Here is a 13,142-nt window from a genome sequence, read left to right as displayed (position 1 = left end):
CGGGAGCGGTGCCGGAGAGCCGGCCGGTCGGCACCATCGGGGCGATGCTGCGCACCGCCGCCGAGAGCGGGCGCAGCCAGGAGTTCATGGCCCTGCTCTTCGCCGCCTCGCGCTTCCGGCCGGTCTTCGCGGCGGAGTCGGTGAGCGAGCTGGTACCGGAGCTGCTGCAGCTGGCGGAGGGGCCCGAGCAGCCCGTCCTGGTCTGCCTGCCCTCGCTGTTGGCGATCTCCGGCCCGCACCAGTACGCCCGGATCGCGGCGGCCTTCCGCGGCCGGCGCAGGGTCCTGGCGATGCCGCTGCCGGGCTTCCTGGAGGGTGAGTCGCTGCCCGAGACGGCGCAGGCGATGCTCGAACTGGGCGCGCGGGCGGTCCTGCGGGCCACCGCGGGAGCCCCGTTCGTCCTGCTCGGCCACTCGACCGGCGGCCTGCTGGCCCAGGCGGTCGCGGGCCGGCTGGAAGAGCTGGGCGCCCGCCCGGAGGGGGTCGTCCTGGTGGACACCTACGCCTTCGCCGACGGTGGCGAGGCAGGGGCCGACACCGGCGAGGCGGGCGGCCTGGACGCCGCGGCCGCGGTGCTGCCCGCGCTGACCGGCGCGATGCTCGCCCGCGATGGCGGATACGTCCCGATGGACGACACCAGGCTCACCGCGATGGGCGGCTACCTGCGGCTGTTCGCCGGCTGGCGGCCCGCCGCGATCACCGCGCCGACCCTGCTGCTCAAGGCCGCCGAGGCGCTCACCGCCACGGGCGCCGGCGAGGTGCCAGCGGGCGCGGCGGGGGCGTCCTGGCCGCTGCCGCACACCGCGGTGGACGGCCCGGGCGACCACTTCACCGTGATGGAGGAGCACGCCACCACCACGGCCGAGCTGATCGACCAGTGGCTGCGCTCGGTGGGCTGACGCCTCGCGCCACCAACGGCGCCGGGCGGGCGACCCCCGCCCGGCGCGGCCGCCGCCGCTCCGGCCCAGCCCCCGACGGGCCGGGGCGGCCGCCACTCCCACAGACCACTCAGCACGACGAGAGAAGGACGAGACAAACCCGATGACCATCACCAGCGCCGAGTACGACCTGTGGATCCGCCGCTTCCACCCGGCCCCGGACGCCAAGGTCCGCCTGCTCTGCCTGCCGCACGCGGGCGGTTCGGCCAGCTTCTACTTCCCGGTCTCGGCCGCGCTGGCCCCGGAGATCGAGGTGCTCGCGGTGCAGTACCCGGGCCGTCAGGACCGCCGCTCCGAGCCGAGCATCGGCACCGTCGCCGAGCTGGCGGACCAGGTGTACCGGGCGCTCGGCGAGCTGGACGACAAGCCGTTGGCCCTGTTCGGCCACAGCATGGGCGCGGTCCTGGGCTTCGAGCTGGCCCGTCGTCTGGAGGCCGACGGGCGTCCCGCGGCGGTCCTCTTCGCCTCCGGGCGGCGCGGCCCGGGCACCCACCGCGCCGAGTTCGTGCACCAGCGCGACGACGACGGCCTGGTGGCCGAGCTCAAGTCGCTCAGCGGAACCAACACCGCGCTGCTGGGTGACGAGGAGATCCTGCGGATGATCCTGCCGGCGATCCGGAACGACTACCGGGCGATCGAGACCTACCAGCGCCCGGAGGGCGGCCCGCTGAGCAGCCCGGTCGTGGTGCTGATCGGCGACGACGACCCCAAGTCCACCGTCGAGGAGGCCAAGGCGTGGGCGGAGGAGACCACCGGCGAGTTCTCGCTGCGGGTCTTCCCCGGCGGCCACTTCTACCTGGCCACCCAGCAGCAGGCGGTGCTGGGCGAGATCACCGACCGGCTGCGGGCCCTGGCCGGCTGAGCGGCGCGCCGCGGGCCGTGCGGGCGGGAGGCCGTACGGCACGCGGCGGGGGGGGGGGGGGGGGGGGGGGGGGCGGCCCCCCCCGGCGGGGGGGGGGGGGGGGGGGGGGGGCGGGCGGGGGGGCGCGGGGGGGGGGGGGCGGGGGGGGGGGGGGGGGGGGGGCGGGGGGGGGGGGGGGGGGGCGGGCGCCCCCCCCCCCCCGCGGCCCGGAGCGGTCGGCGTCGGCCGACCACTCCGGGCCGCGGTGGCACGGGCGGAGCGGTGCGGGTCAGGAGGCGGTGCCGCTGGTCGCCAGGCAGAGTTCGCTCGGCAGGTCCGAGCGCCGGGTGACCTTGAGCTTGCGGTAGACCCGGGTCAGGTGCTGCTCCACCGTGCTGACGGTGATGAACAGCTCGCGGGCTATCTCCCGGTTGGTGTGCCCGAGCGCGGCCAGCGAGGCGACCCGCCGCTCGGCGTCGCTCAGCCCGCCGGCGTCAGGAGCGGCGGCCGCGGGCGCCGCCTCCTCGCGCAGGTCGGAGAACATGCTGGACAGGCCGCGCTGGACCGGCTCGGCGGAGTGCTCCTTGGCCAGCTGCCAGGCCCGGCTCATCATGATCCGCGACCGCTTGTGGTCGCCCAGGCTCTGGTGCGTGTAGCCCAGGTCGGCCAGCGCCAGGGCCAGTTCGACCCGGGAGTCGCAGCGCTGCAGCTCGTCCACCGCCTGGCGCAGCAGGGCGGGCCGGAACTTGAGCTCGGCGACGGTCGCGCTCAGCCGCACCGTGATGCCGCGCGAGCGGGAGGAGCCCGGCTGGAGCCGCTTGAACTGTTCGTCGATCAGCACCTTGGCCTGCTGGTGGTTGCCCATCTGCAGGTGCACCCGGGCCGCGGCCCCGCGCCAGGGCACCACGCTCGGCAGGTCGAGGTCCCAGTCCTGCATCATCTCGCCGCAGATCAGGAAGTCGTCCAGGGCGGCGTGCGGGTGGTTGGTGGCCAGCCGGTACTCGCCACGGGCGTGCAGGTAGTGCATGCCGTAGCGGGTCTGGTAGATGGCCTGCGGGACCGGGCGGTTGAGCAGCTGGGCGGCGTCCTCGTAACGGCCCATCAGGGTCTGGGCCATCAGCAGGGTCGCCATCGGCAGGCCGATGTTCACCCCCCAGCCCTGCCAGGGCATCTGCTCCAGCGCGCTCTTGGCGTAGCGCTCGGCGTCGACCAGCTGTCCCTGGCGCACCGCGATCTGGCTGCGCAGGGCGAGCAGCGGCGGCCGCCAGCCCTCGGCGGCGCGCCCGATCCGGTTGAGCAACTGCTCGCAGCAGTGCGCGGCCCGCTCCAGCTGGTCGCCGTAGATCAGTGCCAGCAGGGCGAACTCGACCTGCTCCCAGTGCCGGTAGGTCAGGCCGATGCTGCGCAGCACCTGCTCGGCACCCAGGAAGGTGTTCTCGTCGGCCCGGCCGCTGAGCACCTCGTCGAGGGCGGTGGCGGCCTGCAGCTGCGGGTTGGCGCGCACCGCCGCGGGGGCGCGGTCCTTCGTGGGGCTGGACGCCTCGAACGGCGGCAGCTCGGCCAGCACGCCCGGGTAGGAGCTGGAGAGCTGCAACCTGACGGTCTGCAGCTCGGCGCTGGTGCGCCCGTCCACCGGGCGGTCCTGGGCCAGCAGGTGGTTGAGGACGGTGGTGGCCTCGGTGATCCGGCCGTGCCGCAGCAGGTACTTGACGACCACCACCGAGTGCCGGTCGCCCAACTCGCCGGCGCGCAGGGCGGCGGAGAGCATCGGCAGGTGGCGGGTGGCGTTGCCGGGCTGGAGCTGCCACTCGACACCGGCCAGCAGGGTCAGCACCTCGCCGCGCTGGCGGGTGTCGGAGCAGCCGCGGTGGGCGTGCTCGACGCAGCGCCGGGCCAGGTCCGCGTCGCCGTCGAAGAGCGCCTGCCGGGCGACGTCGCACAGCACCCGGGTGCTCCACGTCTCGCCGGGTTGGTCGGAGGCCAACAGCTGCTCGGCGATGGCCCGTTCCGGTGCGCCCTGGGCGTAGAGCAGGCGGGCGGCCTGCGCGTGCAGCCGGCTGAGGTCGGCGGCGTCGGTGTCGTGCAGGACGGCCGTGCGCACCGCGGGGTGTCGGAACCGGCCGTACTCCAGCAGGCCGGCCGAGTCCAGGCCGTCGATCACGCCCTTCACCAGGCCGGGGAAGAGGCCGAGCAGTTGGCCGAGCAGGTGGTCCGAGGCGTGGTCGCCGAAGACGGCGATGCCGCGGGCCACCGCGAGCGCGGCGGGCTCGCTGCGGTGCAGGCAGCTGACCACGGCCTGGGAGAAGGCGAACCCGCCGCCCAGACCGGCCGGGTGCCGCTCGGAGGGCAGCCGGGTGCAGGAACGCAGGTCCTCCAGCAGGCTGTGCACCAGCAGCGGGTTACCTCCGGTCAAGGCGTCGACCCGGGAGGCCAGTTGGTCGGCCCGCTGGTCGTCCAGCCGGGTGCCGAGCAGCTGGACCACGCCCTCGTGGGTGAGCGGCCCGAGCATGATCCGGCGGCAGTGCGGCTGACGCAGCAACTCGGCGTGGAAGGCGGGCTGCGGGTGCTGGCGGGCGGTGCGCTCGGTGAGGACGACGGCGACCCGGGCGGTGCCCAGCCGGCGGATCAGGAAGAGCAGCCACTGCAGGGAGTACGCGTCCGCGTGGTGCGCGTCGTCGACGCAGATCAGCAGCGGGACGGACTCGGAGAGTTCGAAGAGCACCGCGCAGAGCGCCTGGACCAGGTCGTTCGGCAGCTGGTAGGGGTCGGCCTCCTGGCCGATGTCCGGGTTGTGCGGCCGGGCGGCCCGGGTGGCCGCCTCCAGCAGGCGCTGGGCCTGCCACCAGCGCTCGGCGCTGAGCGGGGCCTGCTGGAGCAGCTGGCCCACGATGCTGAGTGGGGTGCGCTGCTCGGCCTGCGCGCCGGTGGCCCGCAGTACGGTGGCGCCGGCTCTGCTCGCGTCCTCGCACACCGCGCTCAGCAGCACGGACTTGCCGCTCGCCACGGGGCCGACGACCAGGCCGACCGACCCGGTGCCCTGGATCGCGGCTGTGGTGATTGCGGTGAGGGCGAGCAGCTCCTCGGCGCGCTCGATGAGGCCGGGTCGGCCCGTCATGTGGTCGCTCCTTGCTTCGGGTCCTGATTCCGGCCCAGGTGGTGTCTGGTGATGGACGGACATTGCGTGGAGTGGGGTCTGCTTCGGGGGGAGGGCGGGGTGCCCCGCACGACGGCCACCGACACGCCTGACGGCGGCCGTACTCCGTGCTTGGACACTGTTCTCCCCGGTGAACTTCATGAGAATTCTGGCGAATGCCTGATGAGCGGTGACTAATCGGAGTTCGGCCACCCCTGCCGAAACGCGACAGTCTGGATCCCGGGCGTCGGCGGGCCGTTCGGGGTTGGCATCGACCGAGTTGCGGGACAACTGATCTGAAACATAACACTGCCGTGGTCTGCGACACGACGCTTGCCGTCAAGAACTGATCAGGAATTGAGGATGATGAACCGACAGTACCGGGCGAGGGGCGTCGCGTGACGCACACCACCCGGCAATACGGGGCAAATCGGACTGATTCCGGCAGGTGCGGAAAGCAGCAGCCGGAGCAAACACACCGTTAACAAGCCAGCTTGGCCCGACGCGTGATCGACCGCAAAGGTTCACCATCGCGGATAACGAGTCCGTGTACATCGACGGAACTCCGTAACGCGGTTGTCCCGTAGTTCTCGCGCCCGTTACGCCGACGGCCGGTCGGGTCCGATGGAATCATCGGACCCGACCGGCCGTCGGCTCGGTGTCGGGTTGTCGCAGTCGGGGTGATATTCGGCCAGCACGGCCGATCGCTTCGCCGACCCGGGCGGGCCCGCGCGATCGCGGACCGGAGGTCGGGGCTCAGCGACCGGTGGGCACGGATGGGGGAGCCGTGCCGTCGACCCGCTCCATCCGCACGGTCAGCCGGCAGCGCCGGTGCCGCAGCGGCGGGAGGTCGAGCAGGGGTCCGAGGTGTCCGACGATCCGGTCGGCGGCCGACTTGGAGATCCCGAACAGCACCGCGACCTCGCGCACCGTCAGATTGGCGCGCCGGTAGAGCGACACCAGCAGGACCCGGTCCGCCAGCGAGAGCGTCCAGCGGCGCCCCGCCCGCGGCGTGTCGGCCTCCGCGTACGGCCGCAGCGTCCGCAGCAGCTCCTCGAACTCCGCCGGATCCAGGCCCGTGAGGAGTTCGACCCAGGTGGCCTCCGTCGCGCTGATCAACTGTGCCATGGCTGTTCCCCCGTGCGTTCCCCCGTGCGGCGGTTCACTCCTCTGGCAGGAGGATCGGCGCGATCTGCTCGAAGACGTCCCCCGGACCCGGGTTGGCCGGGTGGCCGGCGCCCCCCAGGTGACGGACCACTCCCCAGACCGCGTTGAGCGCCGTGGTGACCGCGCCCTCGGCGAACCCGGCGGTCCATGACACGTCGTCACCGGCCAGGAAGAGGCCCTGCTGCTCGGGCGGGAAGTCGTCCTGCACGAAGTGGGTGAACAGCCGCCGCTGGTAGCGGTACTGTCCGGGCAGGTTCGCCTTGAAGGCGCCCATGAAGTGCGGCTCGGTCTCCCAGGTCACCGAGATCGGCGGCCCGACGATGTGCCGGCGCAGGTCCACCTCGGGGTAGATCTCGCGGAGCTGGCCGAGCAGCACCTCCAGGCGCTGCTCGTCACTCAGCGTGGCGACCTTCAGCGAGTCGTCGTTCCAGGTGTAGGAGAGGCAGATCACCCCGGGCCGGTCCGGCCCCTCGTCGAACAGGTAGACCCCGCGCGGCATCCGGTCGCTGAGCGTCATGCTCATGGTGTCCCGGCCGGTGACCGGGTCGCGGTCCAGCCAGAACGGTCGGTCGGTGAGCACGAACAGCTTGGAGGAACCCATGTAGTGGGTCCGTTCGACGGCCGTCCAGTGCGGGGTGGAGAGCAGCGACGGGTCGCAGTCGATCCGGTTCAGCAGCGTCCACACGTGCGGTGTGAAGACCACCGCCGGGTACGTCTCGCAGCCGCCCTCGGCGTCCTCGACCAGCACGCCGTCGGCCACCCGGCGCAGCCCGGTGACCGCCGGACGGGGGCTGTCGCCGTGCAGCGACGCCAGTGAGGTGTCGGCCGGCCAGTGCGCCGCCCGGCCGGCGGCGAGCGTCCACAGGCCCTGGACCAGCCGGCCGGTGCCGCCGACGATGCTCACCTGCTCCTGGTCGGCGCCGGTGAACACCACCCGCAGCACCTCCAGGATCGAGTTGGGGAAGTCGGTGTCCCAACCGCCGGTGCCGAAGCCGACCTGGCCGAACAGCTCCCGGTGCCGGAACGACCGGAAGTACGGCGAGGTGGCGAGGAACCCGTAGAACGACTGGTCGTCCAGGGTCCGCACCATCCGGTTCCAGACCGCCTTGAGCAGCGCGGTGTCCCGTCGCCGGACCGAGTCCTCCATCACCGCCAGCTCGGCCTGGTCGCGCAGGGTCTTCTCCCAGGCGTCGGCCACCTCCTGGTAGACCGACGGCAGGTCCTCGATATCCCGCGCGTAGTGCCGCTCGCCGCCCAGGTGCACCAGCGTGCTCGGGGTGCCGGCGGCGAGCGGGTTGGGGAACGGCCGGGTCCGCAGACCCAGCGCGTCCACGTAGTGGAACAGCGTGGTGGCCGAGACCGGGAAGCGCATCGCCCCCAGCTCGGCGGTGCACTCCGGGTCCGCCTCGAACGGCACCGACCGCATCCGGCCGCCCAGCTCCCCGGCCTCGTAGAGCACCGGGCGCAGCCCGAGGCGCATCAGCTCGTAGCCCGCGACCAGGCCGGCCACGCCGCCGCCCACCACGGCCACCGGTGTGCCGTGCCGCTGCTCGGGCACCGACCCGAGTCCGGCCGGGTGGCTCAGCCAGTCGTCGTAGGCGAACGGGAAGTCGGGGCTGAACATGGTCAGCGGTGCGGTCACGTCACGCACGTCACGCGCCGTCGGATGCGCGCCGGCACGGAACTCACTGGCACTGAGGGACATCTGGGGACACCTTTCGGGGCCCGGCTCCCGGGTCAGCCCAGGGCGTCGGGCAGGTCCTGGTAGAGCTCGGGGCGCCGGTCATGGAGGTAGGGAGTGTCGGCGCGCGCCTTCGCCACCACGGCCGGGTCGATCTCGGCCAGCAGCAGGCCCTCGACGGGCTCCTCCAGCGTCAGCCGGGTGCCGTCCGGGGCCGCCACCGTGGTCAGTCCGCAGAAGTCCAGGCCGCCCCGCTCGCCGATCCAGTTGGTGTAGGCGACGTAGAGCTGGCTCTCGAAGGCCCGGGCGGGCACCACGGTGCGGGCGACCACCTCCCACGGGCGCATCAACGCGGTGGGCACCAGCAGCAGTTCGGTACCCGCCAGGGCGTGCGCACGCACGGACTCCGGGAACTCGACGTCGTAGCAGACCAGCAGGCCCACCGTCAGGTCGCCCAGCCGTACCCGCACCACGCCGTGGTCGCCCGGCGTGAACCGGGAGCGGTCCACCTCGCCGAACAGGTGCGCCTTGCGGTAGGAGGCCAGCGTGACGCCCTCGGCGGAGACCAGCCGGACCGCGTTGTAGACCGCGGACCCGTCGTCCTCCGGCCAACCGTAGGCCACGGCGATGCCGTACTCGCGGGCGATCCGGGCCACCTCGGCGCCGTGCGGCCCGTCCACGGGCTCGGCCGCCTCGGCCAGCGTGCCCGCCCGCAGCGGGTAGCCGCCCACCGTCATCTCCGGGGCGATCAGCAACCGCGCGCCGGCCTCGGCCGCCTGCCGGGCCGCCTCCCGCAGCCGCTCCAGCAGCCGCGGAACGTTCGGGGAGCCGCACGCGGCCTGCCAGCAAGCAATTCTCATCGCGGGTTTCCTCGGGATGCGGTGGAATCATCGGCTGCGGAGTCATCCGGAGCGGGCATTGCCGGGACCGAAGCTATGGATCCCGCCCAGGCCGGACAACCCCTAACGTCCCCCTAGCGGCGCGCGTCCGGGTACTGCCGAATCGCGCGGGACGGCCGGCGCAGGGGTCGGTAGGGGAGTGGACAGGGGGTGGCGTCCGGCGCCGGCGCGGATAGGCTCGACCGGACTCCGACGGCCGACAGAACGGGTTGACATGACGATCGGTGAGCCGGGCAGCGACGCTATCGTCTTTCCCGCCATGGGCCCCTCTCGATTCGCCGACTTCGGCCGGTTCATGGTGGTCAACGCGGCCGCCAGGAGCCGGTTCGCGGTCGCCGACGAGGTGCTCGGCTACAGCGTCTTCGACGCCCTGCGGGAGAGCGAGGACGACTACGCCGAGGTCGCCCAGGTCACCTCCTTCGTGGTGTCGCTCGCGCTGGTCGAGTGGAGCGGGCAGTCCGGTGAGAGCCACTGCGCCGGAGTCAGCTTCGGCAAGATGGCCGCCGCCGCCCACGCGGGCGTGCTGCCCTTCGAGGAGGCCGTCCGCCTGGTCGCCGAGACCGCCCGCTGCGAGCGCGACTACTTCGCCGAGCAGCACACCGACATCGTCACCCACTCCTTCGTCAAGGTCCCGGCGGACACCCTGGACACCCTGCTGGCCGAACTGACGGACGCGGGCGAGTGGTTCGAGATCTCCTCGTACATGGACCGGGACATGTTCATGGTCTCGCTCAGTGAGCGGGCCCTGGAGGGCTTCAAGCGGCGGATCGGCGAGGCGGGCGGCTACTCGCTCTACACCATGCGCCCGCCGGCGCACGCGGGCATCTTCGGCGAGCTGCGCGAGCGGATCGACCGCGAGGTGCTGAGCGGCTACCAGCTGCGTGACCCGGTGCTGCCGATCGTCTCCGACCAGGACGGCTCGCTGGTGAACTCCGCCGAGCAGGCCCGCGACTGGATCCTCGGCGGCTTCACCCGTCCGATGCGCTGGCCCGGCGTCGTGGACACCCTGGCCGCGCAGGGCGTGCGGCGGATCAGTATCGTCGGCCGGGACCGCCTGCTGCGCCGGCTCAAGTGCACCGTCGAGAACTTCTCGACCGCCACCATCGCACCGGAGTCGGCCCTGCGGCCCGCGAGTTGACGGACCGCCGACCGAAAGGCACGACCCTTTGACGAACAGCACCAGCGGATCGGGCGGCGCCCTGCTCGCCACCAGCGACCTGCACATCAGTTACCAGGAGAACCGCGAGATCGTCCGCGAGCTGCGGCCGAGGACGCCCGCGGACTGGCTGATCGTCGCCGGTGACATCGGCGAGCTGGTCGCCGACGTCGAGTGGACGCTCGGCCTGCTCAGCGAGCGGTTCGCGACCGTGGTCTGGGCGCCGGGCAACCACGAGCTGTGGACCCACCCCTCGGATCCCGTCCAGCTGCGCGGCGTCGAGCGCTACCGGCACCTGGTGGAGGTCTGCCGCCGTCTGGGCGTGCACACCCCCGAGGACCCGTACCCGGTGTGGCCCGGCCCCGAGGGCCCGGTGCGGATCGCCCCGCTCTTCGTCGGCTACGACTACACCTTCCGGCCGGCCGGCACCGCGACCAAGGAGCAGGCACTGGCCCGCGCGCACGAGACGGGCGTGGTCTGCTCCGACGAGTACCTGCTCCACCCCGACCCGTACCCGAGCCGGGAGGCCTGGTGCCGGGCCCGGGTGGCCGCCACCGAGGAGCGGCTGGCCGCGATGGACCCGGCGGTTCCCACCGTGCTGGTCAACCACTACCCGCTGGTCCGCCAGCCCACCGACGTCCTCTACTACCCCGAGTTCGCGCAGTGGTGCGGCACCACCGCCACCGCCGACTGGCACACCCGCTTCAACGTGGCGGCGGTCGTCTACGGTCACCTGCACATCCCCCGGGTCACCCACTACGACGGCGTCCGCTTCGAGGAGGTCTCGGTGGGCTATCCGCGCGAGTGGCGCCGCCGGGGCGACGCCGTGCCGACCGGACTGCGCCAGATCTTCCCCGAGGTGACGAAGCGTTGATCGAGCTGATCCTTCCCGAGCCCGTCACGTCGGCCGAGAGCCGCGCCCTGGACGAGCCCATCGACCTCTTCCCCGCCGAGGTCGAGCACATCAGCCGCTCGGTCCCGCGCCGCCAGCAGGAGTTCCGCGCGGTACGGGCCTGCGCCCGGCGCGCGCTGGCCGTGCTCGGCCTGCCGCCGGTCCCGCTGCTGCCCGGCCCGAAGGGCGAACCCCGTTGGCCCATGGGCGTGGTGGGCAGCATGACCCACTGCGCCGGCTACCGCGCAGCCGCCCTGGCCCCGGCTGAGGCGGTGCTGACCCTCGGCATCGACGCCGAGGTCAACGAGCCCCTCCCGGAGGGGGTCCTGGAGGCCATCGCGCTCCCCGAGGAGCTGCCGATGCTGGCCGCCCTGCGACGCGCGGACCCGACCGTGCACGGCGACCGGCTGCTCTTCAGTGCCAAGGAGAGTGTCTACAAGGCGTGGTTCCCGCTGGCCAAGGTGATGCTGGACTTCTCCGAGGCCGCCCTGACGATCGACCCGGACGGCACCTTCAGCGCGAGGCTGCTGGTGCCCGGCCCGTTCGCCGAGGGTCGGCGGCTGACGGGCTTCGAGGGCCACTGGGTCGCCGCGGACGGCCTGGTGGCGACGGCGATCACGGTGGTACGCGGCTGATCGAGCGGGGCGGGCGTCGCCCCGTGCCCGTCCGACCACCGGCGAGCGGCCCGTAGCGGCCGCTCGCCGCGTTGGCCTGCCCGGCCGCCGGTTCGTCGCGCCGGATCCCTTCTGACACCGTGGAGTTGACGGTTTCCCGACGCGCCGGTGCGGTCGGGGCGGGTGGGGTCGGATAGGGGTTCTAACCTCGGACAGGGGCTCGATACTCTCCGGTACGTACGGGCTCAGCCCGCCCCGAACCCCTCCGACCACTCCCCGGCAGCCCGGGTGCGGGCGTCGGCGGTGGCCGTCGAGTACGAGAAGGATGAGTGGAGCCGATGCCGGCCAAGATCCTCGCGGAGACCTCCGTAGCGACCCTCGCCGAGTTCGAGCAGGACACCCTCCGCATCGCCCAGGTCCTGCGTGAGCGGGGGGCCGGGCTCGGTGACCGGGTGCTCCTCAAGGCCGGTAACTCGATCAGCTACGTCTCGGTCCTGTTCGCCCTGATGCACCTGGGTGCCTCGGTGGTCCTGGTGGACCAGCAGGAGAGGCAGGAGGCCACCGCCTCCATCATCCGTCGGGCCGGCACCAAGCTGGTGCTGGTGGACGACGACGCCCCGGTGCCCGCCGAGGCCGACCCGGTCTACCTCTACGAACTGCTGGCCTCCGCCCCCGACCTGGAGGTGACGGACCGCCGGCTCGACTTCGGCGCCTGGTCCGACCTGGACGACGCGTTGATCATGTGGTCCTCCGGGTCCACCGGCGAGCCCAAGGGCATCGTCAAGAACGGCGGCCGGATGCTGCGCAACCTGGAGCGCAACGCGCGCCACATGGGCCACTGCGCGGACGACGTGCTGCTGCCGCTGCTGCCCTTCTCGCACCAGTACGGCCTGTCGATGGTCCTGATCGCCTGGATCGTCCGGGGCTCCCTGGTGATCGCCCCCTACAAGCGCCCCGACCGCGCGCTGCGGATGGCCGGGCACTCGGGTGCGACCGTGCTGGACGCGACCCCGGCCACCTACCGCAGCATGCTGAGCATCATCCGGCAGCGGCCGGCGCTCGCCGACTCGCTCGACTCGGTCCGGATGTTCTGCAGCGGCGCCGCGCCGCTCGACCAGTCGCTGGTGGACTGCTACGTCGAGCGGTTCGGCCTGCCGCTGCTGGACAGTTACGGCAGCACCGAGGCCGGCAACGTGGCCTTCGCGACCAGCGACAACGCCGTGGCCTGCGGGCAGGTCATGGACGGGCTGCGGGTTCGGGTGGTGGACGACGAGGACCGCGAGGTGCCGGCCGGCGAGGTGGGCGAGCTGCTGATCGAGACCCCGGACGTGATGGTCGGCTACCTCACGCAGGACGGCGGGATCGACCCGGTGGACCAGAGCGTCTTCCGCACCGGCGACCTCGGTCACTTCGACGCGGCCGGCAACCTCTTCGTGCTGGGCCGCAAGTTCGCCGTGCACCGCAACGGTTACACGCTCTACCCCGAGATCATCGAGCGCAAGGCGGCCGCCGGCGGCTGCTCGACCCGGGTCGTCCCGCTGTCCGACGAGCGTCGCGGCAGCAGCCTGGTCTTCTTCGTGGAGGACGAGCAGCAGCGGGACTCCGCGCACTGGCGGCAGGTCCTGGCCGACCTGCTGCCCCCCTACGAGCAGCCCAACCGGGTGATCGTGGTGGAGCAGTTCCCGCTCAACCGCAACGGCAAGCCGGACAAGCGCCGGATGACCGAACTCGCCGAGGCCGCGGCCGGCCCGAGCGAGGGCGAGGACCTCGCCTGACGCCGCGTCGGGAACGGACCGGTCCGCGTGGGTCCGCGGACCGGTC

The 13,142-nt window shown here is 72.8% G+C and carries 10 protein-coding genes; 6 read left to right on the top strand and 4 right to left on the bottom strand.

The window, feature by feature from the left end; genetic code table 11:
• The first annotated feature begins 44 nt into the window (after positions 1-44).
• Both ACIGXM_RS22610 and ACIGXM_RS22605 read left to right on the top strand, forming a co-directional pair.
• The gene (locus ACIGXM_RS22610; protein WP_396563747.1) at positions 45-899 is read left to right on the top strand and encodes an alpha/beta fold hydrolase; all 855 of its coding nucleotides are present in this window, start codon (positions 45-47) and stop codon (positions 897-899) included.
• A 142-nt stretch (positions 900-1,041) separates the two neighbouring features.
• Positions 1,042-1,800 carry a thioesterase II family protein gene (locus tag ACIGXM_RS22605; protein ID WP_396563601.1) on the top strand — a complete coding sequence of 253 codons (759 nt, stop codon included), beginning with the start codon at positions 1,042-1,044 and terminating at the stop codon, positions 1,798-1,800.
• Positions 1,801-2,068: 268 nt separating this feature from the next.
• Here ACIGXM_RS22605 and ACIGXM_RS22600 read toward each other — a convergent pair whose 3' ends face one another.
• The 4 genes from ACIGXM_RS22600 to ACIGXM_RS22585 form a co-directional block, all read right to left on the bottom strand.
• On the bottom strand, positions 2,069-4,894 hold the full coding sequence (locus tag ACIGXM_RS22600) for a helix-turn-helix transcriptional regulator (protein WP_396563599.1): 2,826 nt from the start codon (positions 4,892-4,894) through the stop codon (positions 2,069-2,071).
• A 774-nt stretch (positions 4,895-5,668) separates the two neighbouring features.
• Complete coding sequence (locus ACIGXM_RS22595; protein WP_396563597.1) at positions 5,669-6,040, bottom strand: transposase family protein; 372 nt, start codon at positions 6,038-6,040, stop codon at positions 5,669-5,671.
• 34 nt (positions 6,041-6,074) lie between these two features.
• Positions 6,075-7,703: a flavin monoamine oxidase family protein gene (locus tag ACIGXM_RS22590; RefSeq protein WP_396563745.1), complete on the bottom strand. Its 1,629-nt coding sequence runs from the start codon at positions 7,701-7,703 to the stop codon at positions 6,075-6,077.
• 113 nt (positions 7,704-7,816) lie between these two features.
• A complete protein-coding gene (locus ACIGXM_RS22585) occupies positions 7,817-8,620 on the bottom strand; it encodes a carbon-nitrogen hydrolase family protein (RefSeq protein WP_396563595.1) in 804 nt (267 codons plus the stop codon).
• Positions 8,621-8,918: 298 nt separating this feature from the next.
• Between ACIGXM_RS22585 and ACIGXM_RS22580 the strand changes: the two genes are divergently transcribed.
• From ACIGXM_RS22580 to ACIGXM_RS22565, 4 genes are all read left to right on the top strand, one after another.
• Positions 8,919-9,797 carry an ACP S-malonyltransferase gene (locus tag ACIGXM_RS22580; protein ID WP_396563593.1) on the top strand — a complete coding sequence of 293 codons (879 nt, stop codon included), beginning with the start codon at positions 8,919-8,921 and terminating at the stop codon, positions 9,795-9,797.
• 28 nt (positions 9,798-9,825) lie between these two features.
• Positions 9,826-10,689, top strand: coding sequence for a metallophosphoesterase family protein (locus ACIGXM_RS22575; RefSeq protein WP_396563591.1), 864 nt, complete (start codon positions 9,826-9,828; stop codon positions 10,687-10,689).
• Positions 10,686-11,342 (top strand): 4'-phosphopantetheinyl transferase, encoded by a 657-nt coding sequence (locus tag ACIGXM_RS22570; protein WP_396563589.1) that lies wholly within the window; start codon positions 10,686-10,688, stop codon positions 11,340-11,342. Before ACIGXM_RS22575 ends, ACIGXM_RS22570 begins: the two co-directional genes overlap by 4 nt.
• A 317-nt stretch (positions 11,343-11,659) precedes the next feature.
• Positions 11,660-13,096, top strand: a complete 1,437-nt coding sequence (locus tag ACIGXM_RS22565; RefSeq protein WP_396563587.1) for a class I adenylate-forming enzyme family protein — start codon at positions 11,660-11,662, stop codon at positions 13,094-13,096.
• The last annotated feature ends 46 nt before the right edge of the window (positions 13,097-13,142 follow it).

It is taken from the genome of Kitasatospora sp. NPDC052896 (assembly GCF_044547075.1).
In the GTDB taxonomy this organism is placed as follows: domain Bacteria; phylum Actinomycetota; class Actinomycetes; order Streptomycetales; family Streptomycetaceae; genus Kitasatospora.
Note: the sequence above shows the minus strand (reverse complement) of the source record. Positions and strands in the feature narration are given on the sequence as shown.